This window comes from Bradyrhizobium hereditatis, from assembly GCF_020329435.1.
In the GTDB taxonomy this organism is placed as follows: Bacteria; Pseudomonadota; Alphaproteobacteria; order Rhizobiales; family Xanthobacteraceae; genus Bradyrhizobium; species Bradyrhizobium hereditatis.
In genome coordinates this window covers 231,259-253,620 of the sequence record NZ_JAGKJK010000007.1, presented here as the reverse complement: position 1 = coordinate 253,620, position 22,362 = coordinate 231,259, and the positions used below count along the sequence as shown (strand labels likewise).

Genomic DNA, 22,362 nt, shown 5'->3' with positions numbered 1-22,362 from the left:
TCCCTATACAAAATGTGAGGGACCTCACGGCGTCAAAATTTCACAGGCGACTTCAATAAGGCGGTTGACGTCATACGATCAGCGATCGCTCGCTGCTTAGTGCGTTCGCGAAAATTCCTGAGCCCTGCGACTTTCGACTTTTGCAACACTCTCTGGGGTGAATCGGACAGTGTTGGTGCTGGCCTTTGACCGATGCTCATGGGCCCAACTCGAACGTGTCCGCCTCGCGTGGCGGATCCGACGATTGTGATCAGAAGAGCACAAGGGTGTCGAACCTCAATCAGCCGCATAGAAAGGGGATTTGAGATCGCGCCGGAGCCAATAATCTCCGCCTTGGGTGAACCGCTTGGTGACAAACGATTCCAGGCTGTTTCCCGCCACTTTCTCTAGAAGAGATCGATGCTCAAGTTACTGAAGGGCTGGATGTCCATATCGTCGTCGATCACTACGCCACCCACAAGACGCCCAAGATCAAAGCATGGCTCGCCCGCCGGCCTCATTATCATGTCTATTTTACCAGAAAGCAGATCCAGCGAGGTGTCCACACCTCTGTCGGGCAACTCGAGGCCGACATCCGTACCTTCATCGACCAGCACAGCAGAAATCAGAAGCGCTTCAATGGACCAAGTCGGCGCACCAGATTTTGTCTTCCGTCAAACGCTTCTGCCACAAAGCCCAGGAGACTTTATGTGGCGAACTTTAGAGTCATACTAGCCTTGAGGACTTAGAAGAATATCGAGGTAGACACCAACAAATTCAGAGCATGTCCCGTTTGGCGCGTGTGTGTAATGCTCGTCGGGTTGTTGATGTATGCCAGTCCTACACTTGCATATATCCCGGGTGCCAGATGCGCGGTATAGGTACCCAAGATCGCTGTGCTATCGCGATGCACGAGATTCCCTTTAGCCAAGGCAGCGTCCACTGCAAAGTTGCTCCAGACGGTGTTAGTGGCAACAATAGCAATCTGATCACTGGGCCGGCTGTCGAACAGTCCCTTCGCATAGAGACGAAGCTCGTAATATTGACTGACTTTATTTAGGTCAGGTGGAGCGTACATTACAGAGAACCCACCATAGATACCACGATATGCCGAGCCCTCTATATCAGATTGCCAGAGTTGCCTGTCCGCTGCGACGTAGTAGACGCCGTTCGCGTCGGCTCTCGATTGCTGCGGATACTGCAAGTTCTTGTAGCTGCTGTTATTGAAACCGGCGCCCGCCCGCAACCAGGTCTCGGGTGAGCCCGGAGCAGCTTTGTTCTTGTAGCCAATTTCATCAAGCAAAAGAATGCCCGCGTTGGCCGTGCTCCAGCTTAAGCCGGCGGGATTTTCGCTGATCTGCGCATACTGACCGTCTGGACTGATTGAGCGCTGGATTGAGACCTTGTCATATAGGTGATCATCAAAATTGTACTTCACGTTGAGAGCTGGCGTAGGCGCGGCATTGTTGCTCATGCCAGCTTGATACAGGATATTCGACGAGGGGGCCAAAACGCCTGCTCCTGCGTTCCCTCCGACCAATGTGCCTGCGAACTCATTTACATTTCTGAGGTAGCCCATTTTGAGTTCGAGTTTCCTGTCGAAGAACGTCTGGTAGTAGGCCAGCGTATTGAGACCTGCTCTATCTGGCCCGCCGGGTTTCCATGTCCAGTATTGCTGCTCGGCTCCCACGATGATCTGACCATCGGGAATTCCAAAGCGGCTGAGATCGTAGGTCACTATCATGAAACTTACGGTACTAAATGTCGGATTCTGGCCCATATATAGCTGATTGGCGGTGGTGGCTCTGGCTGCATTTGGCAGTTGATTGTCTATGACGCTGACTACTGTCCCGCCAACGTAGCCGATCCCGACGTCTGCCAGCGCGGATCTGACGCCTCCTTTATCTTGATCTATCGTATCGGCAGGACCAGGGATATTGAGCCACATGCCTTTTTCGCGGAGGTTATCGAACTTTGCGAATGGGTCGATCTGCTTTTGAGTTCTATTCTTAGCAATTTCATGCGCACTGCCCCGCTTTGCGGAAGGCAAATTGGCAGTTTGTGCTAGCGCCGAGTTACCGACAAGAAGCGTTGCTCGTTTGAGCTGGCGGCTTCGGAATTTTGTGACCGAATCGGACTCCCTCTCAATTCTTCTTTTAGCAACCTCATCTGGAATGTCGCGTTTTGGCTTAGGCCCATTGGCAGTCTGTGCCAGCGCCGAACTGCCGACGAGACTCGCTGCTAGGGAGAGTGCGATAGCAAACCCCCTTTGCTTCGTAGTTGATCGAAAGCTGAAAACGTGTGCCGCAGCCGTCGCCACGACAAAGTAACCATGCATAGTGAACTCCGCGTCCGTATTGCTAGTCTTGAATGGATTGCGCTCCGGCCTGATTGGCCCGGAGCTGCCCCCCACCCTTCTTATGTCCGTAGGCTCCGGGGCTGATGCTTGGCAGCAATCGGCCCGTCTATGTCAGGAATACCCGCTGCGCCTTCCCGACCTCGTCACCGGCCGGCACGCTATTGGCTTCATCGGCGACGCACGTGTCGAGCACGCCATACGCCCGCGAAGTTCTGTTGCGCTGCCTCGGTGTCGAGAGCGGCCGGCTTTATTCGGTGCCTTCGCTCGGCGAGATAGTGGCGAGGGGCGGACGACGCCTTGCTGTCCTCGCCACCAATACACTGCGAACGACCCGCCTCTTACACCACAAGCATAACGATTTCGGCCGTGTAGCATTCTGATCGAAGAAGAAGCCTCCTTCGAGAAGTTAGCAGTCATCAGAAGGCAGAGCTCGCGCGCCAGCCACGACGCGTTGGCTCCATGATGCTTGACTGGCATCGCGGCAGCGGAGAGACGAGGCAACTGAGAGGCCCGAAGCCCAGAGACCTTTGAAACCTGTGCAAGGTCCATCATGGGCATGCATAAGAAAGGAGAGATCGCGGTTGGAGCCGATTTGATAGCCGCAGACGTCTTGGCACATCCATCAGGGCCGTTGGAGCGGCCAGTTCTATATTGCATCCCAACTCCTTGACGTGTGACCCGCGCGACCTTCATCGACCGCCGATTGCCATGTGTCCGTCATCTCCTCCAACTGCTAACGTTAGTAGTTGACTGGGTGGCAAGGCGTTACCTGTCGATGCAAGGATCGTGGCTGTTTCGCTGCTCCGGATGAGGTCTCCTCGGCAACTAGACGAACTCCGGCGATGGTGGCATCGGTCCGGCGGAAACCGGGCGGCGGTCACTCGTGAGCGCTGCAGCCGCTCAGCTCTTTACGCGCCCATCTCTCGGCGGGAACGCAGTGAAACCGCGATTTGTTGATCTGCATCATTAGCGTCGTTTTCAAGCGACGGCTTTGAAGGGTTGCCCGGATAGGCCCGGGGAAGAAGTTGGCTGAGTTCGTCGTTCGGGTGACCATTGACGATCATCCTCAGCATGTCGGTGACGTAGGCGAGAGGACGGGCATCATTGATCTTGCAGATTTATGCCGGCCGCCGGCCCCGCCGAATGGGTTTGTTTTCCCCAAGATTGTTCTGTGTAATTGGGCTCAACACAGTTGGCGTTGTGCTCCGTATTCGACTGCGCAGGCCAGGATAGCTTCAAGAGTATTTGGGCACGAGCCGAGTATTGGACTTGCGGGCCACGGTAAGTGGCGATGCCTGGCTCGATACGAGCCTGAAGGATAATTCAGGAAATAACGACTGGCTCGCATTGGGGCCGGCAAATGGAGATTGTCCGCAGAGTTTTTCTGAATGGCGAGGAAATGCTGCGCCATGGCCGATGAAGACGAGAAGTATTGCTTTGCAGTAGCGCTATGATGTAGGAGCCGGCCATGCGCAAAAAGTGTCAACGCACCGATCATAGGAGTGGATGACCAAACGATGAGGGCAGCGTTGCGGATAACGATTTATCGACGGTCGCGGCTCGCTGCAGCTCTTGACCATCGTGTGATAGCGCGTCAACGAGAAAAGCCAACACGGGCCGCGACATCGAGCGAGGGATGATGGAGATGATGGATCAAGCAACCGGTTCGGAGTTGCCGCCGGTATTGCACACGTCGCCGAGACGCGTTCCGTGGGTGTTAGTGCTCGTAGTTATCCTGGTTGGCCTGTGCGCTGCAGGAGCCTATTTTTGGACCAACGTCGGACACTTTGTCGAGACGTTGGCGGCCCGTGAAGTTGCCCAAATGCCAGGCTTGTCACCTGAGGACAGAGCGGCCCTGTCGGAGATTCAGTCGGGACAACAGAAGACTAGCGATGAGCTCGCGGAACTCAGCCGCAGCATCAGTGCCCAGCTGGCCGATTTAACACGAATCTCGGATCAAATCGCAGCGCTCACTTTACGGGTCGACTCGTTGCAGAATCCGGCACCCACGCCTTCTCCTCCTCATGTTCATCGTCCTGGCCATGCCGTTTCGGAGTCGGCCAGGAAACCTGTGCGATCGACTAAATCACAAGGGCCGGTTTCCGTCGGGGGCGCGCCACTGATCTCAGGACCGCAGGCGGACGAGCCTTGATAACTTCCCAGAGTGCTACAGGCTAATCCAGCCCGCCAGCTCCCACTCAACGCGGTTGATCGTTTCTCGCCAGGCGGCCAGCCGGGCGATTACGGCGCCAAGGCTTACGGCAGTGCCAGGTCTCCAACGTGACGCTCGCAGAGGCCGTCGACATCGTTGCCGCACCGAGGGCAGTCTGGATCAGATTGCATAGAACCATTTCTACATGGTCGAGGCGCCGTCCTGTTAACGACGAGCGGTGATGCTTTTGGATCCGCTTACGCGGCTTGTTAATAAGGTGAACGGTTGAGATAGGCGTCGAATGCGGCAGCAACGGCGCGAATCACAAAACGGTGCTCCTGCCTCACGCGGATGAAACCCTTTTTGATGTCGACTATCCCGTCCTCGGCAAGCGTCGCCAAGCGTTCAGCTGAATCCAGAAAAGGGACCGCATGAAATCCGTGGTTGGTACAGATTGCCGGCACGTCGGCCTCCAGATCGCACATCAGCCGCTCGATGATCGCGGCTCGGACGCGGTCTTCATCGGTGAGACGGTAGCCTTTTGACGTCGCCAGACGGCCTGCTCTGATGTGCCGGCTGTACGAGCCTGTTGCAACATCGTTCTGGACGTAACCGTCGCCGAGACGGCCGATGGCCGACGTGCCGAAGCCGATTAAGGTTTTGCAGGTGTCGGCTGAGTAACCCAAGGAATTACGCCGCAGCCGACCGGCTTTCTGCGCCAGCGCGAGCTCATCGTGCGGCAAGGCAAAATGGTCAAGCCCGATTTGAAGGTAGCCGGCGGCGATCAGCGTATCGGCCACAGCCGCGGCCTGGTCGGCGCGGGCAGCACTGTCCGGCAACGCCGCCTCATCGATCAGACGCTGACGTTTCATATACGAAGGAACGTGCGCGTAGCCGAAAACCGCAACCCGGTTCGGGCGCATGGCGACCGCCGTCTTCGCGCTCTCGACGCAGGACTGCACCGTCTGATGTGGGAGACCGAAAATAAGGTCGAAATTGATGCGGCTAAATCCGTGCTGGCGAAGATTTTCGACGGCAGCGGCGGTCTGCGCCTCACTCTGGACCCGGTTGATCGCTTTTTGAACAATGGGATCGAAGCTCTGCACGCCGAGGCTCGCGCGGTTCACGCCGGCTGCTCCTAAGGCTTCGGCCATCTCGACCGTGAACGTGCGCGGGTCGATCTCGACGGCGATCGCAGCCGCTTTCCTGAACGCGAAGCGGCGGCGCAGGAGCTCCATCAGAGCCAGGAAATCCGCTGGCGCGATGAGGGTCGGCGTTCCGCCGCCGAAGTGCACGTCGCTCACGGGCAGCGCTTGCGGCGCTTGCTCCGCGACCAAACGGATCTCCTCACGCAGCACCGACAAATAATTGAGGACCGGCGCATCCCGGCGAGTGATGGCCGTAGGAAAGCCGCAATACCAGCAGATCGATCGGCAGAACGGAATGTGGAGATAGAGCGACACGGGCTCGTCAGGCGGCAGGCGCCTCAGCCATTCCTCACAATCCTGTGCACCGACCTCCGCGGAGAACTCTGGCACGGTTGGATAGATGGTGTACCAAGGCAGGCGGGCATCGCAATACTTTTTCAGGATTGAGGCCTGCAACGGATACTTTCCCAGGGTGATATAGAATCACCCTAACCGCTACGCTCCCCTGTGTCTTTGCGCCATGTCAAACGATCGGCGTTAGCCCAGAACTCTGCATTCCGTCAAAGTCCATGCTAAGGTAAATCGGTTAGTATGATAGCAGGAGCGATAGCCACTCCCTGACACTCGTTTGATGTTTGTGAAGAGAAGTGACTTTATTACACGACTGATGTTGAAGCAGTGCTTGATGTGAAGGATTGACCTGCGCGCCATTTTGCATTCGAGGTCCATCCCGCATCTTCGGTTTGATAGATGCGCTCCAGGCGAACGAGTGCTTTACGAGGACTCGCCCGGGCGATCTCCTCAAAGCAACAAACGAAATGGCAGAAGTTGCAATTGTGCTCAACAGATCCGTGGCAATTGTTCTCCCCATAGCCAATCGACAATTCGCCCGCCACCAAAGCTAGTTGACAGCTGCACAAACTGATGATTGTCGGTAACGGCCTCGCCGATATCAGCCGCATCGCGCCCGAGCGGATGCGCCCTCATAGCTGCAAGCACGGCATCGGCCATGTCAGGCGCCACGATAGCAACGAGCTTGCCCTCGTTGGCGACGTGTAGCGGATCAAGCCCAAAGAGTTCGCAGGCGGCGGCAACCGCCGGCTTCACCGGAATGGCCTCTTGTTGCAGACGGAACCCGAGGCCCGACTGATGCGCAATCTCGTTGAGTAGCGCCGCAAGACCGCCGCGCGTGGGGTCACGCATCACCCGGATGCTGCTGCCGCCGGCCGCAACCATTAGACTTACGAGATCATGCAGCGATGCGGAATCCGAGGCGATCTCGGTGTCGAAAGCCAGATTCTGGCGCCTCGACATGATCGCCGCACCATGGTCGCCGAGACTGCCGGAGACCAGCACGCGGTCTCCGGCCCTTGTCTTCTCGGCGGAGAGATCGAGCCCATCGGCCAAAACCCCGACCCCTGTCGTCGAGATGAACACTCCGTCCGCCTTCCCACGCTCGACGACCTTGGTGTCACCCGTGATGATGTAAACGTCGGCGGCGCGCGCGGCCTCGCCCATCGAATCCGCAATCGTCTTCAGATCCGAGAAGCGGAAACCTTCCTCGATGATGAAACTTGCCGACAGATAGAGCGGACGCGCGCCGCCCATCGCGACATCATTGATCGTGCCGTGGACCGCGAGCGATCCAATGTTGCCGCCGGGAAAGAACAGCGGCGAAACGACATAGCTGTCGGTCGTCATCACCATCCTGCCGGCGTCAACATCGAAGGCCGCCTGATCGTTGCCGCGGGCGAGCCATTCATTGCCGAAGGCTTCGTGAAACAGGCCGGAGATCAGCTGCGCCATCGCGCGCCCTCCGGCGCCGTGGGACAGGTCGACACGTCCGTTCTTGATATCGAGCTTGCGTTGATAGGCCGTTGCTCTCATCACGCCCGCCTCAATTGATGATCGCGAAACCGTCCATACGTCCAATGCGCGGCACAGGCGCCTTCCGATGAGACCATGCAGGATCCTATTGGGATTTCCGGCGTGCAAACGGTTCCGAACAGCTTGCAGTCGACCGGCCTCTTCGCGCCGCGCAGGATGGCCCCGCACTCGCACGCCGAATTGTCGGCGACACGCACTTCGTGCATCGCAAAACGCATCTCAGCATCGAATTGAGCGTAAGCCTGCTTTAGCTTCAGTCCGCTATGGGGGACGAGCCCGAGCCCGCGCCATTCGAACTGGTCACGCAGTTCGAAGATATCCGACACCTCTTCCTGGGCGCGTCGATTGCCTTCGCGCGTCACCGCTCGGCTGTATTGGTTCTCCACCTCATATCGGCCTTCGTTCACCTGCCGCACCAGCATCAGAATTGCCTGCATCATGTCGAGCGGTTCAAATCCCCCGATCACGATCGGCTTGTCGAATTGTTCTGCGAGGACCTCGTAAGGCTTCGTGCCAATGATGGTGCTGACATGCGCAGGCCCGACGAAGCCATCAATTTCGATCCGCCCGCCATTATGGATATCCGGACCCTCGAGAATATTATGCATCGCGGCGGGAGTTAGCACGTGATTGCAGAACACACTGACATTCTTCAGCCATTTCTTCTCGGCAAGCCGGATCATCACCGCCGTCGGCGGCGTCGTGGTCTCAAATCCAATGGCAAAAAAGACCACCTCCCGATTCGGCGCTTGTTCTGCGATCCGGATTGCGTCGAGCGTCGAGTAGACCATCCGTATGTCGGCGCCGTACGCCTTGGCGCTCAGCAGGGATTTTCCCTGCGAACCGGGCACGCGCATCAGGTCGCCATAAACACAGAGAGTGACCTCCGGCCGCTCGGCGAGCCTGATCGCCATGTCGATCCGGCTGGCGGGGAGAACACAGACGGGACAACCCGGCCCGTGGATCATGCAAACATTCGCAGGCAGTATATCCTCCAGACCATAGCGGGAAATCGCATGCGTGTGTCCGCCGCAGAATTCCATGAACCGATATTCCCTTTGCGACTCGGCTTCGGCGCCAATCGCGCGCGCAAGCCCCTGCGCGATGGTCTTATCGCGAAATTCGTCGGCATATTTCATGACCGGAGCTCATGCCCCACGCTGCCTAGCTCGTGTAGGAGCTGCAGCGTGCGCTTGGCCTCTGCCGGGTCGATTCTAGCCAGGGCGTAGCCAACATGGACAAGGACGTAGTCTCCCACCGCGAGATCGTCGATGAGCGCGATCGATATCTCCTTGCTGATGCCGTCGATGGATACGATGGCAAGGTCGTCGGCAAGAATCTTCGTGACCTCAGCTGGTACCGAGAGACACATATCACGCTATTCTTTCCAGGACTGACGGCCGTTCTGCAATCTGCAGAGCGGCGATCCAGGCTTGTCCGAGGCTCAAGCCACCGTCATTGGGCGGAACCCGCCGTGGGAGCAGCGGAGTGAGGCCGGCCGCAATGCAGCCGCGCTGGATTTCTTCCGCGAGTACCGCGTTCAGGAAGCAGCCGCCACTCAGAACGACGGTGGCAACGCCCGTTGTCCGCGCCGCGCGCGCGATCCAGTCAACGCAGGCAGCGGCGAACGTGCCATGAAACAGCCCGGCTCCCTCCGTGGCACCGACGTTGTCTGCAATCAAGCGCGCAAACAGCGGGCGAAAGGACAGCACGTCGCCATCGATCATCCAGCCCGCTTCAAGCACCGCAGTCCGCCGCACACACGCCTCGAGCTTCATGGCGGCTTCGCCCTCATAGCTTTGCAAAGTCGCGATCCCCAGCAGCGCCGCTGCTGCGTCAAACAGCCGGCCCGCGCTGGTGGTCGTCACGCTGGGCTGATCGAGCAATGACGGCAAACGCTCGGCCTGCGGCTGTGCTGCAAAGCGCAGCCTGATTTCGTTTTTCCGTCCCAGCAAGTGAAATATGGCGCTCGCCATGCGCCAAGGCTCGCGGACTGCGCGATCTCCGCCAGGCATTTTCAAGGGCGCGAGATGCCCGATCCGTCGGAACCCGGCGCCTTCGCACAACAATAGCTCGCCACCCCAGTTGCCGCCGTCGGAGCCATAACCATAGCCGTCGAGGAGAAGGGCGAGCGTAGGCCGCCCAAGGCCATGCTCCGCGATGACGGCGGCAGCGTGCGCGTGGTGATGCTGGACAGCGACCAGCGCGCGGCCGCTTGCTTCCGCAAAGCGGGTAGTCGCCATGTTGGGATGCAGATCATGGGCAATGACGACAGGATCGATGTCGAGGGTCGATGTGAGGTGCCCGATCGTCTCCTCGAAGAAGCGAATGCCTTCAGCCGTATCGAGATCGCCGATGTGCTGGGAGACGAAGGCCTCACTGCCCCGGGTAACCGTGATGGTCGATTTCAACGCGCCGCCGACGGCGAGCACGGGCGGCACAGACCTCGCAAGCCGGATCGGTTCGGGAACATAGCCGCGGGCTCGACGAATGAATTGGCGCCGCCCCGCCACTACCGCCACCACGGAATCATCGGCGCGCGTCAGAATATCGCGATCATGGGTCACAATAAGATCGGCGATGCCCGCGAGCCGCCGCAGCGCCTCCGCGTTGTTGATCGGGAGCGGTTCGCCGCCGGGATTAGCACTGGTGCTGACAATGACTGGACCTTCAACCCCATGCCATGCACCTGTCGAACGAAGCGCATGGAAGATGAGGTGATGCAACGGGGCCACCGGCAGCATGACGCCGACGCGCGACAGGCCGGGGGCTATCGCCGGCGCTAGATTGTTGCGCGACGGCAGCAGAACGATCGGGCGGGCGACGGATTCGAGCAGTGGCAGCTCGGCGGCATTCGCTTCCGCAATCTCGCTGACCTGTTCTACGGAACCGACCATGACCGCGAACGGCTTCTGGTCGCGCTGCTTCCTCCTGCGCAAACGCTGCACGGCGTCATGGTTGCGAGCGTCGCAAAGCAGCTGGTACCCGCCAACTCCCTTTATCGCAACGATTTGGCCGCCGTCGACCGCCGTGGCAATGTCGTTGATCCCATGACTGAGCCGAGGACCGCATGTCGGACACGCAATCGCTTCCGCATGAAACCTGCGGCTCGCCGGATCGGCATATTCGCTCGCGCAGGCGGCACACATCGCAAACTTCCTCATCGCTGTATTGCGGCGATCGTAGGGAAGCCGTTCGGCGATGGTATAGCGCGGGCCGCAATGAGAGCAATTGATGAAGGGATAGAGGTAATGGCGGCTGTTCGGGTCGAACAACTCATCAAGACATTGCTGGCATGTCGCGGCATCGGCGACGATTCGGGTGGACACCCTCCCGTGTTCGCTGGCGCGGATCGAAAAGTCTTTCGCTGCAAGCGCGCCAATCTTCTGAACGGAGATGTGGTCGATCCGCGCCAATGGAGGCCTTTCGAGTGGCAAAGCGACCACAAACTCGCACGTACGGTCGCCCTCAACCTCGATGATCACGCCATCGGGATCGTTGGCGACGAACCCGGTCAACCCATAGCGGGTAGCGAGACCATAAATATATGGACGAAAGCCGACACCTTGCACGGCGCCACTAACGCGCACCCGCAGCCGCGTTCCGCCGCGGATGATGGCGTCGCTGCTCGCGCTCATCGCAATGCGTCCTGGACCGGACGCCTCTGATACGCAGCCTGCTTCCGGATCCAAGCGTAGAGCGCGGCAAAGCCCTCGCCCGTACGCGCCGAAACCGTCAGCACCTCAATGTTCGGATTGACGCGTCTCGCATATTCGATGGTCTGGGCTAAATCGAAGTCGATCACCGGCGCCAGATCAATCTTGTTGATCAGCATCAGCGACGATGCGGCAAACATATCCGGATATTTGAGCGGCTTGTCTTCACCATCGGGGGTCGAGAACACGACGATCTTGCAGGCCTCGCCGAGATCGAACGCCGCGGGGCAAACTAGATTCCCGACATTCTCGATGAAGAGAATACCGCCCTTGAGCGGCGGCAAGCGGCGATAAGCCTCGCCGACCATGGCAGCATCGAGATGGCAGCCCTTGCCGGTATTGATCTGGATTGCGGGCACGCCGGTTGCGCGAATGCGATCGGCATCGTTCGAGGTCTGCTGGTCGCCCTCGATGACGCCGACCGGGCGGCTACCCTTGAGCTCGGAGACGGCGCGGACGAGCAGCGAGGTTTTGCCTGCGCCCGGACTGGAGACAAGATTGAATACGAGCAGGTCATCGGCCAGGAAGCGCGCGCGGTTGTCGGCGGCGATCCTATTGTTCTTGCCAAGGACGTCGCGCTCGATCTGAATGACTCGCTCGCTGCTCATACCCGCGATCTTCAAGCCGGCCGGGTCGGCGCCGCAATCCCCAAGCGCCCCTCCGCGCTGAGCATGCTGACCGCTATGATCATGATGGTGATCATGGCCGTGGTAATGGTTCTGAGAATCATGCATCTTTTGACCGCAATGCCTATGATCATGGTGGTGACCGCAGTGATCATGCGTATGATCATGGTGATGCCCCTGGGTTTGCGCACTTTGCGCGTCGGCGCGTTCGATGGAGGGCGTTCCTTCGCTACAGCCACATACGGTACACATTAGTCGACCTCCAGCTCTTTGACCCGCATCTCTTCGCCCGCGGTCACCTGCAGCTGATAGCTGCCGCAGCAGGGACACGGCTCACAGCGTTGCGCAATCTCAACGCTCCTTGAACAGGCCATGCACCAGGCGACACCAGGCAATTCGACGACCTTAATAACCGCGCCATTGGCGATGGTCCGCGCGGCAACGGCCGCAAAGCAGAACTTCATCGCTTCGGGAGCGACATGGCTCAGCGCCCCGATCTCCAGACACACGGTCTTCACCCTGGAAAATGATCGCCGGCGCGCCTCCTCCTCGACGATCTCGACGATACCCTCACAAAGCGCCATTTCATGCATCGCCAATTTCGCGAAAATTCAGAGTGAACCCAACGCAAGGGTCAAAGGATCCGACCATCGCGCGAACGGCACCCTGTGCCTGTGGTTTCGCGGCCAGCACCGCGCCTTGCAGGCCGCGGACAAGCGGTCCGCGCGCGTGGAAATTCCACTCGGTCGGGGCAAGAAATTGGAAGCGCGACATCTGCCCCTGACGATCAAGCTCAACCGCGTGATAGAGACGTCCCCTGGCGCATTCGACCGCGGCCGCACCACGGCCCGGCCCCAGCCTGTAGCTTTCGATGATCCCATCCTCTGCTGTTTCAACATGAGCACCGGGGCCGAGCCAAGCGTGCAGCCGCACGATTTCCGCAATCCTCGCCTTCAGCCGCTCGGCCGGCCCCGACCGGCCTAGCGTGAGCTGATCACGCATCATTTGGCGTGCCCACGCACCTGTTTCGGGAACGCGGCCCTCAAGGTGGGGACAGCGGCAAAATCCTGCATCATCCACGAGCCGTTCAATGACGTCGCGGTCGTCAGCAACGGACAAAAACGACTGCTGCATCGGCGTTGGGTTCAACGCGTCTTCCTCGAGAGCCGCGACGCTAAGCGCTAGTGGGTTACCGAGCGCCGGCGCTCCGTCTTCGTTCGTTATGCCAAGCGCTGCCAGCGCAATCGCAACCCGCGCTGTTACCTCGCGTCGAACCTGGCCGCAGCTGGGCTCTGCGCTGCTGAGAAGTGCCGATACCCCCTCCATCAGGGCGCGGATCGCTGCGGCGCTGGTGGTATCCAGCGCGCAATGCCCGACAAACAGGCCCCGCAGCAATTCCGCCAGCCGCTCGGCAACGACCATAACGATACGATGCTGTCGCGTCGCAAGGCTGATGGTTTCGCCGCGCGCCGCCTCGATCGCGGACAGGAATGCCACCTGGTGCGCGGCGGCACACAACGAGAAGATTCGCGGCAGCACGTTGAGCAACGAAGCGGCCGGCTGGCCGGCGAACAGCCGCCCCAGTGGCGGGCGGACGCGCGGCAGAATCTCGACCGCGGCAATTGCGTCGCCAGCAAGCGATACGGTAACATCGATCTGGTTGCGGACGGCGAGGCTCATGCGCGCCGCTCCGTCAGTACACCGCGCAAGAAATGCCGGCGGTCGATCGAACCATGTCGCGCATCGGGCCCATGTGACGCCGGGCGATTGGCCGGCGACATCAGCGCCGCCAGCGCTGCTTCGGCGGTGGCGCGCGCGGACGTCATATCCTTGAACTCAAACATCGGCGAGAACAGTGAGTAGCTCGCGATCGAGCCCACGAGCGCCAGCTCACTGACGGTGAATTCGATCTCGCCGGCCGGAAATCGCAAGCGCAGGTTCGATCCCGGGCTCGGAGGCGAATGCGAAGTTCTGTCACGCATGGGTGTGACCACGTTCATGAACCAGGGCGTGACCATCATGCCGACGACCCTGCCCTCGCGCGCGCGAAAGCCGATCGCTTCGATGCTCAAGGCCTCGTTGAAGATCGGCAGGTCGCGCATGGTACGATCGGCGATATCCCGATAGACTGCCGCGAGTATCTCGCCCCACGCCGACGCAGCGAGGTGCATGCTCCTGCGGGAATGCCGTTCGCGGTCAGGCGTCATCTTCAATCGCCATGATCTTCGATTTGGGCGCATCGCAGTTTGGACAACGCCAATTTTCTGGCAACCCGCCGAAAGGCGTTCCCGCTGCAATTTGCGTTGCCTCATCTCCCTCAACCGGGTCGTAGACGATGCAACAGATGCCGCACTCCATGCGCGCGCCGTTTGCGATATCCTTCCGGACACCAAAATTCTCGAAGCTCGTCATTCGACGTAAGCTTTGATGATTTCTTGCAGGCGTTCGGCGGAACCCCAGAAATCTTCCTCGGCGGCCAAGGCAGCCATTGGCACGCCGCCGACTTCCAGCGTATCCAGAATGATGGTGTCCATGGCATTGAAGAACTGCACCGACCAGACGTTCCGGATGCCCGTCGCAAGCACTCGGCAACTCCCGTAGCCGCGCGAGATGATCTGGATCGGACCGTTTCCGACGCTTTGCTGCAAAAAAGCCAGGTCGACCGGACTCATCGGCAGCAGGGTGAAGTTGATGATGTGCGAGCGCATACCGGGCTGCCAGGCCAGTGCCCGCTCGCGGATTTCCGTGAGCACCGGTAGCACGTTCATCGCGCCGTCGGGTGCCGCGCCGATCATGAGATCCCTCGACGTCAGATCGGTTGCGGCGCGCCGAACGATCTCCGGGATCGCACCGACCTCGACATACTCATGTGCGGTGTCGGTCTCGATGCGCACGCGCCAGATTCCCGCAAGTACCGATTCCTGGATTTGCGCCACGCGGCCACCCGGCAGCGCAACGACGCCGGCGAGATCGCCCTCCCCAAGCACTTCCGCAATCAGCCTGCGCTCGAGATCGCTGAGATTTCCGATCCGGAAAAGCTGCGTCGGCACATCGCTCTTCTGGCCGGCAACGGCAGCCGCGACGGAATACAACAGCGCGATGGCGTTCGGACAGTTCCTTGCCAGCTCGATGGCATTGAGCGCAGCGGGCTTCGCGAGCGCCCCCGCAGCCGTTAGTCCGCTATGGGCTGCGTGGAGACTTTCCGCGGCGATAGGAAACACGCGCATCGGCCGCTCGCATTTTCTCGGCGCTATCGGGCGCGAGCCGGAAACCTGTTTCATAATGCGACGTTCCGATGGTGTGCTGAGAGGGATGATACTTATGTCCACGAACGCGCCATTGGCGCGCGGGCGATCAATGAGCTTCGAAATGCGGTCGATAGAGATCTCCCGGATCTTGGCGATCATGCCGAGTGTCTCGCGCTTGTGGGACGCTTGCGGTCCCCACCTCGAACAGACGGAGCCGCGTCAGATCATGTTTCCCGGACTGAAGGTCCATTAGCCGCCACTCTGATATTCCATGGTTCTGCTGGATGAGGTGTAGCAAGGGACGTGCCAATCGTTGCTCTTCCGCGATTGCGTTCCCGCTCGGATCAGCACCCGCTCGAGATATTCCTCGTGAAGCTTGTTTCGGCTTCAAATTCGGATTCCGCTGATATGGGCAAAGATGGGCAGGCAGTGACCGGGAGGCGGCACCGGGCTAGCGCAGGTACTCGGGCAATTGCGGCTCTTGAGCGATCAAATCTGCAAAGAAAAGATCGCAATCATGGTCATTGAGGGCCGCATAAAGGCCCTCAAGCGCGTCCGCAATCAGCCGAGCTTCGTCGTCATCCAAGAGCCGCACCGCGGTATCGATATGGACAAGCACCTTGGCACCGACCGGCGGCTCGGAGAGCAGCATGACTGAGACGTGCCGCCGTTCATCGCCATATTCGCAAAGCGCCGACATGCCGTCGGTCTCAATAATCGTCATTGGCAAGCCAAGGCACATGGTAATCCGCGAGCCGCTAGATCGGTCGCCCCCTCCTCTCATAGTTTGCGTGGTCGATATCGTTCGCGAGCAGACGATCCGACTGAGGTAGCGGCGCGGTCCGCAGTTTTGCCGGAGAACCCCACTGCGCCAGCAGTTCGCAAGCCAGTTCGATCGCAGGCGCAATCTGAGTGCGCACCGGAGCCGTCAGCGGCCCGCCCCAATTCTCCATATTAAGTGGCTGACAGCCGATTAGAGCGAGCTCTCGCGGGCAGCGGCCAAGGAGGTTGGCCGCACTTAAGACCTCCTGGAAACCGGTCTGATGCAGGCTCACCTTCTTGGCGCCGGTGAATTTCGGCACCTCCTCATCTCGCACGAGCTTCAAGTGCCCGGGCGCGAGTCCATAATCGATGGCATCGAACGCGATCAGGCAATCGACCTCCTGGAGAAAGTTGACGAGGTAGAGCCCCTGCGTGCCGCCATCGAGCATGGTGACATTGCCAGGGACGGCGTAGCGGCGGTGGAACTGCTCCACCACCCGAACGCCGAACCCCTCATCGGCCCACAGGATATTGCCGATGCCGAGCACCAGGATTCGTTTGGTGTTCTCCGGAGTTGGCATCTGCATCGTCAATCAATCGCGGAATTCGCGCTCGCCGAAAATGATCGAGGAGACGATGCTCTGGCGCGACACGATCTCTTCGCGAACTGCTGTATAGATGTGGATGAGCGCAAATGTCATGATCATCCACAGGCCGAGATGATGCCAGGTGTGGACGTCCTGGCTGTTCGGCCAAATCGAAAACACCCAGCCGAACAGCCTGTACTGCCAGCTGTCGTTGCCGGTGCCCTGCGCGTACAGTGCAAAGCCGGTGACGATCATGAATGCGATCGTCAGCGTAAACATGAAGAACATTGCAAACTGGGCCAACGGATTGTGCGCGACGTATTCTTTCGGCTCGGCCGCAACGAAAGCGTACCAGCGAATCTCGTGCCACACCTCGCGCCAATAGCTCTTGCGCCAGAGCGGCACGTAGAAAATCTGCTTAGCATAGGGGTTTCCCACGATCGCCCAGTAAATGCGCAAGAGGAAGCCGAGCGTGAGCACATAGGCTGTGAGGTAATGCGCAAAACGGATATAGCCGAACAGGAAATTGTCGCTTGTCTCTCCGGGCATGGTTGGTATCGCACTGCCGATGAAATAGCCGCTGAGGCTCAACACCAGGATTGCCGCCGCGTTGATCCAATGCCACAGCCGCACGGGCGCCTCGTAGACGTAGACGACGCCACGCTCGCTGCTGCTGGAGCGCACGGGGTCGAGCGTGACAGCGGCGGTTAGCGCTTGCAGAGATTTGTCCAACATGCCGCCTCCCCTAGCGGACCTTGACCGTTGCCATTTCCTGGCCATCCGGCCCCATCACATGGGTCGAGCAGGCCAGGCATGGATCAAAAGAATGGATCGTGCGCAGGATTTCCAGCGGCTTCTCCGGATCAGCGATCGGCGTATCCACAAGGGCGGCCTCAAATGCACCGATATTGCCCTTTGGATCACGTGGCGAGCCGTTCCATGTCGTCGGCACGACGCATTGATAGTTGTCGATCTTGGTCTCCTTGATCTTGATCCAGTGCCCGAGCGCACCACGCGGCGCCTCGGTGAAACCGTAGCCCTTGGCTTCCTTCGGCCAGCTCTCCGGCTTCCATTTATCGACGTTGGCGGTAGCGGTGTCACCCGCTTTGATATGCGCCATAAGCTTGTCCTGGAAATAGCGCATCTGGTGCGCGGCCCATTGGCATTCGAGCGCACGCGCCGCAGTGCGGCCGAGCGTCGAGAAGAGTGCAGCGAAAGGAAGATCGAGTCTCTTCATCAGCTTCTCGGTCGGCTCCTTGAACTCCACTTTGCCTTGTGCGTGACCTATGAGGTATCGCGCCAGCGGTCCCACCTCGACGGCGTTGCCGCGCCAGCGAGGCGCCTTGATCCAGGAATATTTGCCGCCCTCGTCGAGCTCCTTGATGTCGGTCCTGGTGCCCTTAACGTTGGGCCCGAGCCGGAAATTCGGCTCGGTTATACCATCCCAGGGATGCAGCCCCCTGGTTTCATCGGGATACTTGTACCAGGAATGAGCGACGAACTCCTGGATCTGCTCGGGATCGCCGTGATCGATCGGCAGAACTTCGCTGAAATTGCCATTGAGGATCACGCCGCGCGGCTGCTTGAGGTTTTTCGCGGAATAATCATTGGCGTTCTCGGGAATGTCGCCATAGGACATTACGCTCTTACCCGAGAGACCGCAGCCATAGAGCCAGTCCTTGTAGAAGGAGCCAATCACGGCAACGTCGGGCAGATAAACCTGCTCGACGAATTCGATCGCACGGCCAATGATCGAGGATACCAGGTTTAGCCGCTCCATATTGATGGCACCCACTGCACCGGTACCATCGACATTGATGGCGCAGGCCACGCCACCGACCAACCAATTCGGATGCGGGTTCTTGCCGCCATAGATGGCGTGGATCTTGACGATGTCCTTCTGGAAGTCCAGCGCTTCCAGATAGTGCGCTAAGGCCATCAGGTTCGCTTCCGGCGGAAGCTTGTAGGCCGGATGCCCCCAATAGGCATTCTTAAACGGGCCGAGCTGTCCTGATTCAACGAACTTTGTCAGCCTGATCTGCAGATGCTTGAAATAGCCTGGCGATGATAGCGGCCAGGAGGAGATCGATTGCGCCAACGCAGAGGTCCCTTTGGGATCGGCCTTGAGGGCGGAAATCACGTCGACCCAATCCAGCGAGTGCAGGTGATAGAAGTGCACAAGATGATCGTGCACCTGCAAGCAGAGCTGCATGATATTGCGGATCGAATTAGCATTCTCAGGAATGATGATACCTAGCGCGTTCTCTACCGCGCGCACCGAGGTGAGCGCATGCGTGCCGGTGCAGACGCCGCAAATCCGCTCGGTGAACGCCCAGGCATCGCGAGGATCGCGTCCACGCAGGATCGTCTCGATGCCGCGCCACATGGTTCCGGATGAGACCGCGTTGCAGATTACATTATCGGAATCAAGATTGGCCTCGACGCGGAGATGGCCTTCGACCCGGGTCAGCGGATCGACGACAATGCGTTTGCCGGAATTATCGAGCTTGAACCCATTGGGTGTCTGGGCGCCCATTGTTGTCCTTCCCTGAATTAGTTATTTTTCCTGAGCTACGCGGCCAGGTTTACGGGTCAGCCGCTTCGCGGCCGTGACCGCCGCGTGCGTGGCAACGGCTAGGCCGACCGCGCCGGCAGCGGCCATGCCAATCTGATCGGCGTTGGCCTCGATGCCGAATTGCTTGATGGTCGTCAGTCGATCGTAAAATGAGCCCTTGTCCCAGAAGCCGTCTTCCGAGCAGCCGAAGCAGCCGTGGCCGGATTGGATCGGAAAGGAAACGCCGCCGTTCCACCGAACGGCCGAGCAGGCGTTGTAGGTGGTGGGCCCCTTGCATCCCATCTTGTAGAGGCAATAGCCCTTGCGCGCGGACTCGTCGTCCCACCTCTCGACAAACTGGCCGGCGTCGAAATGGGGGCGCCGATAGCACTTGTCGTGGATCCGCTGAGAATAGAACATCTTTGGACGCCCTTGGCGGTCGAGCTCGGGAAGCTTCCCGAACGTGGTGATGAAGGTCACCAAGGCGGTCATTACCTCTGCGATGGGCGGGCAGCCGGGCACCTTGATGATCGGTTTGTTCGTGATCACTTTATCAATCGGGGTCGCCTGAGTCGGGTTGGGCTTAGCTGCCTGCACGCAACCCCAGGAAGCACAAGTCCCCCAAGCGATGATCACGATGGAATCTGCCGCCATCGCCTTAAGCTTTTCGACGAACGGCTTGCCGCCATCAATGCAGAACATGCCGCCTTCGTTAAGCGGAGGATTACCTTCGACCGCAAGCACATACTGGCCTTTGTACTTGGCGCGGGTCTCCTCAAGGATGGCTTCGGCCTGGTGTCCTGCCGCCGCCATGATTGGATCGTCATAATCCAACGAGATCATCGACAGCACCACGTCTTTGGCCAGCGGATGGGCCGAACGGATAAAGCTTTCCGAGCAGCATGTGCATTCGAGCCCGTGCATCCAGATCACGGGCACACGCGGTTTTGTCTCCAGCGCGTTGGCAATCTGGCTTGCCGCAAGCGGACCGAGCCCGAGGCTCGTTGCCGTCAAACTGCAGAATTTGTGGAAACTGCGACGTGTGATACCCTGACGTCTGATGACGCTGTAAAACGTTTCCGTTGCCCCGCCCATAAACCCTTCCACGCTGTTGGCTATTCAGCCCGCCCGTTCGACAGTTATCCACGACTTACTGGCGCTCTGATAGCAAGAAGCAGGCCAACACCACACGTGAAACACTTGAGAGATGCCAGGCCGGTTCCAGAAGACGCGCTCAAATACGTCACGCAAGCGCGATGAGAGCCGAGGAAACGGCACGCATTCGATCAGAAGCGCAAGCAAGCTGCTGGCTAGAGCTCGGTGACTTTGCGATCAGTCTGCCGTTCAAATGACGCGAAGCCGAACGGACGCACGGTGTGCGGCCGCAGCATCTGCATAACCAAGTCTCTGTTCGACACTGCCTCATAGCTAAACATCATGCTATAGGAGGATATCGCCACCTCTCTACTCGTCGAGCTCACCCTACGCGCTTCTCTTCGTCGTCGCGCGCCGAAATCCGGCGCCTTCACCTTCTTTAAGTTTTCACGAAGCTGGCCTCTCAAGAGTGGATTTGGATTTCCACGCTCGCAATGTCGTCAGGTGGGTCATCCCGGCCGGTGAGCCGCTTAGCGTAGAAGATCACTGCATATCCATGCAACATCCCTTCCTTGCGGCGAATGTAGCCAGCGGTGTCGTAAAGTCTTTGAGCCCCTACCTGGATCTTTGTCGTGTCAAGAATTATCCACTTGAACCCTAGAGCACCGGCTCGCAATTCCAATTCATTAAGAATTCGCCTCCCAAGCCCACGTCGTTGAAAGGTGGGATCGACTCGCATCCGCTTCAGCTCTACGACATCACCGCCAATAGGTTTCAATCCGCCCATAGCAACGAGCTGGGAACCAATATGCGCAACCACGAAGTCTCCGCCTGACGCGATATATACTTCCCTAATGTTGCGTAGATCATCCTCCCACGCCCCTTCAGGGCCGCGCACACCAACATCCTCCGATGCGCTTCTGTGCATATGCCACACATCATCAGTATCCCCCGACTCAAACCGACGAAAGATCACCCTTTCTTTGGACATCGCACATCACCTTTCGACCGATGTCGGACACCACACGCCTGACGCACACCGTCAGCTTAGAAACGCGCCCCGGTCAACAGCCGCTGTGAAAGAACAGCCTCAACACTTTCAGACGCCTCAACTCCGACAATTGGACGACCCGGTTCGACCGTATATTTTAAGGCAGTAATACGGTGCATCCGCGTAAACTGATCCAGCGCATAAACACAAGACGCGCATAGCTTTGCGATTTCATTACCATGGCGTTTGATGACGGGTGAAATGGTTGCAGACCTGGGAAAGTCCGCTTTCCCTTTTAGCCAAGCTGGCGTGAGCTCCGCGCTTGCATTGCCCGGCGACAACCAGCGAAACACCTCGTTAATGCATTCATGCGGATAGTATTCAGACAGCCGATATACATCCCTATAAAACTGCGGCTTCTGTTGGAAGAGATCATCACCGACCAATAGCACCGAGACCGCCACGATCCGCGCAGAGAACCGGCCGCTCGGGCCAAGCCTATTCTTGTAAGGGTTTTTTCCGTAAAACACACGAAATTGGCCAAATAGGTCAGGTGACATATGCTCGTAAAAGCGCGTCAGAATGAACTTTGCTGACTCAAGGCACTCCAAGCATACCGCAAGACAGTGGCCAGCGTCCGCCTCAGCCGTGTCACGCAATTCAAGTAGAGCTTCGATTGCCAGCTGTAGCTCGCTCTCGATGAGTTGGTGACCCAAGCAAAAATCTCGCTCTTCGACACCGGCCGCGCCGAGGCAATATACGCGTGGATCGCTCTGCACCGGGTTTGTAAGAATCATATCTTCATACGAGAGAACCTCAATACTAGGCTGCCGATGACAACTCAATCGGGCAAGACGGCTCAGCTCCTCTCCCACGGTCAACTCCGCTTCTACCGGATGAAGACCAGCAAACGCTGACATCTGATAAGCACAGTTGACGAGATAGTGGATGTCTGTCTTGGCGATGGCGAAGTCGGGCTGCGGTAGATTCAGCAGCTGTACCTCATAATCAGCCGATGCAATCATCGCGTTAATGCTGCGTCCAAGCGCCTTGACCCCTTCATCTGGCCGTTTACTGTCTTTGATCTCGGCAATGCGATGCGGCAGCTGATCGGCGACAAAGTTGCTGACGAGCCCCAGCGGGCGTTTTCGCTGCTCGCGGTCAATGCGATCGGTTAGATGAGAAAATATCTGCTGCGCCCGATTGGGCGGCGGCTTCGGAGTGGAAAAGGATAAGTGAGCGACCATGGAAGAGCGCG

The 22,362-nt window shown here is 58.8% G+C and carries 21 protein-coding genes and 1 pseudogene; 2 read left to right on the top strand and 20 right to left on the bottom strand.

All coding sequences use genetic code 11. The features are described from left to right. Positions 1-386: 386 nt before the first annotated feature. Positions 387-703 (top strand): annotated as a pseudogene (locus tag J6524_RS18415) (IS630 family transposase); the annotation flags it as partial. Positions 704-724: 21 nt separating this feature from the next. Here the strand turns inward: J6524_RS18415 and J6524_RS18410 are convergent. Then, the gene (locus J6524_RS18410) at positions 725-2,317 is read right to left on the bottom strand and encodes a carbohydrate porin (protein ID WP_225673006.1); all 1,593 of its coding nucleotides are present in this window, start codon (positions 2,315-2,317) and stop codon (positions 725-727) included. Positions 2,318-2,421: 104 nt separating this feature from the next. On the opposite strand from J6524_RS18410, the gene J6524_RS18405 reads away from it, so the two are divergent. Next, a complete protein-coding gene (locus J6524_RS18405) occupies positions 2,422-2,718 on the top strand; it encodes a hypothetical protein (RefSeq protein ID WP_225673003.1) in 297 nt (98 codons plus the stop codon). Positions 2,719-3,246: 528 nt separating this feature from the next. On the opposite strand, the gene J6524_RS18400 is transcribed toward J6524_RS18405, so the two are convergent. The 19 genes from J6524_RS18400 to J6524_RS18310 form a co-directional block, all read right to left on the bottom strand. Continuing rightward, positions 3,247-3,447 (bottom strand): hypothetical protein, encoded by a 201-nt coding sequence (locus J6524_RS18400; RefSeq protein ID WP_225673240.1) that lies wholly within the window; start codon positions 3,445-3,447, stop codon positions 3,247-3,249. A gap of 1,312 nt (positions 3,448-4,759) precedes the next feature. After that, positions 4,760-6,094, bottom strand: a complete 1,335-nt coding sequence (gene hemN, locus J6524_RS18395) for an oxygen-independent coproporphyrinogen III oxidase (RefSeq protein WP_225673000.1) — start codon at positions 6,092-6,094, stop codon at positions 4,760-4,762. Between the two features lie 384 nt (positions 6,095-6,478). Then, positions 6,479-7,525 carry a hydrogenase expression/formation protein HypE gene (hypE, locus tag J6524_RS18390; RefSeq protein ID WP_225672999.1) on the bottom strand — a complete coding sequence of 349 codons (1,047 nt, stop codon included), beginning with the start codon at positions 7,523-7,525 and terminating at the stop codon, positions 6,479-6,481. After that, positions 7,525-8,664, bottom strand: a complete 1,140-nt coding sequence (gene hypD / locus J6524_RS18385; protein WP_225672997.1) for a hydrogenase formation protein HypD — start codon at positions 8,662-8,664, stop codon at positions 7,525-7,527. The genes hypE and hypD overlap by 1 nt, the downstream gene beginning before the upstream one ends. Continuing rightward, positions 8,661-8,897, bottom strand: a complete 237-nt coding sequence (locus J6524_RS18380) for a HypC/HybG/HupF family hydrogenase formation chaperone (protein WP_225672992.1) — start codon at positions 8,895-8,897, stop codon at positions 8,661-8,663. Before J6524_RS18380 ends, hypD begins: the two co-directional genes overlap by 4 nt. Position 8,898: 1 nt before the next feature. Continuing rightward, complete coding sequence (gene hypF, locus J6524_RS18375; RefSeq protein ID WP_225672990.1) at positions 8,899-11,163, bottom strand: carbamoyltransferase HypF; 2,265 nt, start codon at positions 11,161-11,163, stop codon at positions 8,899-8,901. Next, complete coding sequence (hypB, locus tag J6524_RS18370) at positions 11,160-12,119, bottom strand: hydrogenase nickel incorporation protein HypB (RefSeq protein WP_225672988.1); 960 nt, start codon at positions 12,117-12,119, stop codon at positions 11,160-11,162. The genes hypF and hypB overlap by 4 nt, the downstream gene beginning before the upstream one ends. Then, complete coding sequence (gene hypA / locus J6524_RS18365; RefSeq protein ID WP_028348771.1) at positions 12,119-12,460, bottom strand: hydrogenase maturation nickel metallochaperone HypA; 342 nt, start codon at positions 12,458-12,460, stop codon at positions 12,119-12,121. Before hypA ends, hypB begins: the two co-directional genes overlap by 1 nt. Then, a complete protein-coding gene (locus tag J6524_RS18360; RefSeq protein WP_312002416.1) occupies positions 12,453-13,406 on the bottom strand; it encodes a nickel-dependent hydrogenase large subunit in 954 nt (317 codons plus the stop codon). The genes hypA and J6524_RS18360 overlap by 8 nt, the downstream gene beginning before the upstream one ends. Before the next feature lie 137 nt (positions 13,407-13,543). After that, entirely contained in the window at positions 13,544-14,074 is a 531-nt protein-coding gene (gene hybE / locus J6524_RS18355) for a [NiFe]-hydrogenase assembly chaperone HybE (RefSeq protein ID WP_225672983.1), read from the bottom strand. Beyond that, complete coding sequence (locus J6524_RS18350) at positions 14,064-14,279, bottom strand: rubredoxin (protein ID WP_225672980.1); 216 nt, start codon at positions 14,277-14,279, stop codon at positions 14,064-14,066. Before J6524_RS18350 ends, hybE begins: the two co-directional genes overlap by 11 nt. Further along, complete coding sequence (locus tag J6524_RS18345) at positions 14,276-15,094, bottom strand: hydrogenase expression/formation protein (RefSeq protein WP_225673238.1); 819 nt, start codon at positions 15,092-15,094, stop codon at positions 14,276-14,278. Before J6524_RS18345 ends, J6524_RS18350 begins: the two co-directional genes overlap by 4 nt. A gap of 472 nt (positions 15,095-15,566) precedes the next feature. Beyond that, entirely contained in the window at positions 15,567-15,857 is a 291-nt protein-coding gene (locus tag J6524_RS18340) for a HypC/HybG/HupF family hydrogenase formation chaperone (RefSeq protein WP_028348766.1), read from the bottom strand. Between the two features lie 16 nt (positions 15,858-15,873). Next, the gene (locus J6524_RS18335; RefSeq protein ID WP_028348765.1) at positions 15,874-16,458 is read right to left on the bottom strand and encodes a HyaD/HybD family hydrogenase maturation endopeptidase; all 585 of its coding nucleotides are present in this window, start codon (positions 16,456-16,458) and stop codon (positions 15,874-15,876) included. Positions 16,459-16,470: 12 nt separating this feature from the next. Continuing rightward, positions 16,471-17,199 (bottom strand): Ni/Fe-hydrogenase, b-type cytochrome subunit, encoded by a 729-nt coding sequence (gene cybH, locus J6524_RS18330; RefSeq protein ID WP_225672978.1) that lies wholly within the window; start codon positions 17,197-17,199, stop codon positions 16,471-16,473. A gap of 10 nt (positions 17,200-17,209) precedes the next feature. After that, the gene (locus J6524_RS18325) at positions 17,210-19,000 is read right to left on the bottom strand and encodes a nickel-dependent hydrogenase large subunit (protein ID WP_225672976.1); all 1,791 of its coding nucleotides are present in this window, start codon (positions 18,998-19,000) and stop codon (positions 17,210-17,212) included. 21 nt (positions 19,001-19,021) lie between these two features. Next, positions 19,022-20,113 (bottom strand): hydrogenase small subunit, encoded by a 1,092-nt coding sequence (locus J6524_RS18320; RefSeq protein WP_225672974.1) that lies wholly within the window; start codon positions 20,111-20,113, stop codon positions 19,022-19,024. 463 nt (positions 20,114-20,576) lie between these two features. Continuing rightward, positions 20,577-21,104, bottom strand: a complete 528-nt coding sequence (locus J6524_RS18315; protein WP_051379510.1) for a GNAT family N-acetyltransferase — start codon at positions 21,102-21,104, stop codon at positions 20,577-20,579. 56 nt (positions 21,105-21,160) lie between these two features. After that, positions 21,161-22,351, bottom strand: coding sequence for a hypothetical protein (locus J6524_RS18310; RefSeq protein WP_028348761.1), 1,191 nt, complete (start codon positions 22,349-22,351; stop codon positions 21,161-21,163). Positions 22,352-22,362 lie beyond the last annotated feature (11 nt).

Bases quoted from the DNA above. Each gene is read 5' to 3' on its own strand.
- J6524_RS18380 (WP_225672992.1), bottom strand. From the start codon at position 8,897: ATGTGTCTCTCGGTACCAGCTGAGGTCACGAAGATTCTTGCCGACGAC.
- hypE (WP_225672999.1), bottom strand. From the start codon at position 7,525: ATGAGAGCAACGGCCTATCAACGCAAGCTCGATATCAAGAACGGACGT.
- J6524_RS18405 (WP_225673003.1), top strand. From the start codon at position 2,422: ATGCTTGGCAGCAATCGGCCCGTCTATGTCAGGAATACCCGCTGCGCC.
- J6524_RS18320 (WP_225672974.1), bottom strand. From the start codon at position 20,113: ATGGGCGGGGCAACGGAAACGTTTTACAGCGTCATCAGACGTCAGGGT.
- J6524_RS18350 (WP_225672980.1), bottom strand. From the start codon at position 14,279: ATGACGAGCTTCGAGAATTTTGGTGTCCGGAAGGATATCGCAAACGGC.
- J6524_RS18310 (WP_028348761.1), bottom strand. From the start codon at position 22,351: ATGGTCGCTCACTTATCCTTTTCCACTCCGAAGCCGCCGCCCAATCGG.
- J6524_RS18335 (WP_028348765.1), bottom strand. From the start codon at position 16,458: ATGCCAACTCCGGAGAACACCAAACGAATCCTGGTGCTCGGCATCGGC.
- hypB (WP_225672988.1), bottom strand. From the start codon at position 12,119: ATGTGTACCGTATGTGGCTGTAGCGAAGGAACGCCCTCCATCGAACGC.
- cybH (WP_225672978.1), bottom strand. From the start codon at position 17,199: ATGTTGGACAAATCTCTGCAAGCGCTAACCGCCGCTGTCACGCTCGAC.
- hybE (WP_225672983.1), bottom strand. From the start codon at position 14,074: ATGACGCCTGACCGCGAACGGCATTCCCGCAGGAGCATGCACCTCGCT.
- J6524_RS18315 (WP_051379510.1), bottom strand. From the start codon at position 21,104: ATGTCCAAAGAAAGGGTGATCTTTCGTCGGTTTGAGTCGGGGGATACT.
- hypD (WP_225672997.1), bottom strand. From the start codon at position 8,664: ATGAAATATGCCGACGAATTTCGCGATAAGACCATCGCGCAGGGGCTT.
- hypA (WP_028348771.1), bottom strand. From the start codon at position 12,460: ATGCATGAAATGGCGCTTTGTGAGGGTATCGTCGAGATCGTCGAGGAG.
- hypF (WP_225672990.1), bottom strand. From the start codon at position 11,163: ATGAGCGCGAGCAGCGACGCCATCATCCGCGGCGGAACGCGGCTGCGG.
- J6524_RS18410 (WP_225673006.1), bottom strand. From the start codon at position 2,317: ATGCATGGTTACTTTGTCGTGGCGACGGCTGCGGCACACGTTTTCAGC.
- J6524_RS18340 (WP_028348766.1), bottom strand. From the start codon at position 15,857: ATGTGCCTTGGCTTGCCAATGACGATTATTGAGACCGACGGCATGTCG.
- J6524_RS18345 (WP_225673238.1), bottom strand. From the start codon at position 15,094: ATGCGCGTGTTTCCTATCGCCGCGGAAAGTCTCCACGCAGCCCATAGC.
- J6524_RS18325 (WP_225672976.1), bottom strand. From the start codon at position 19,000: ATGGGCGCCCAGACACCCAATGGGTTCAAGCTCGATAATTCCGGCAAA.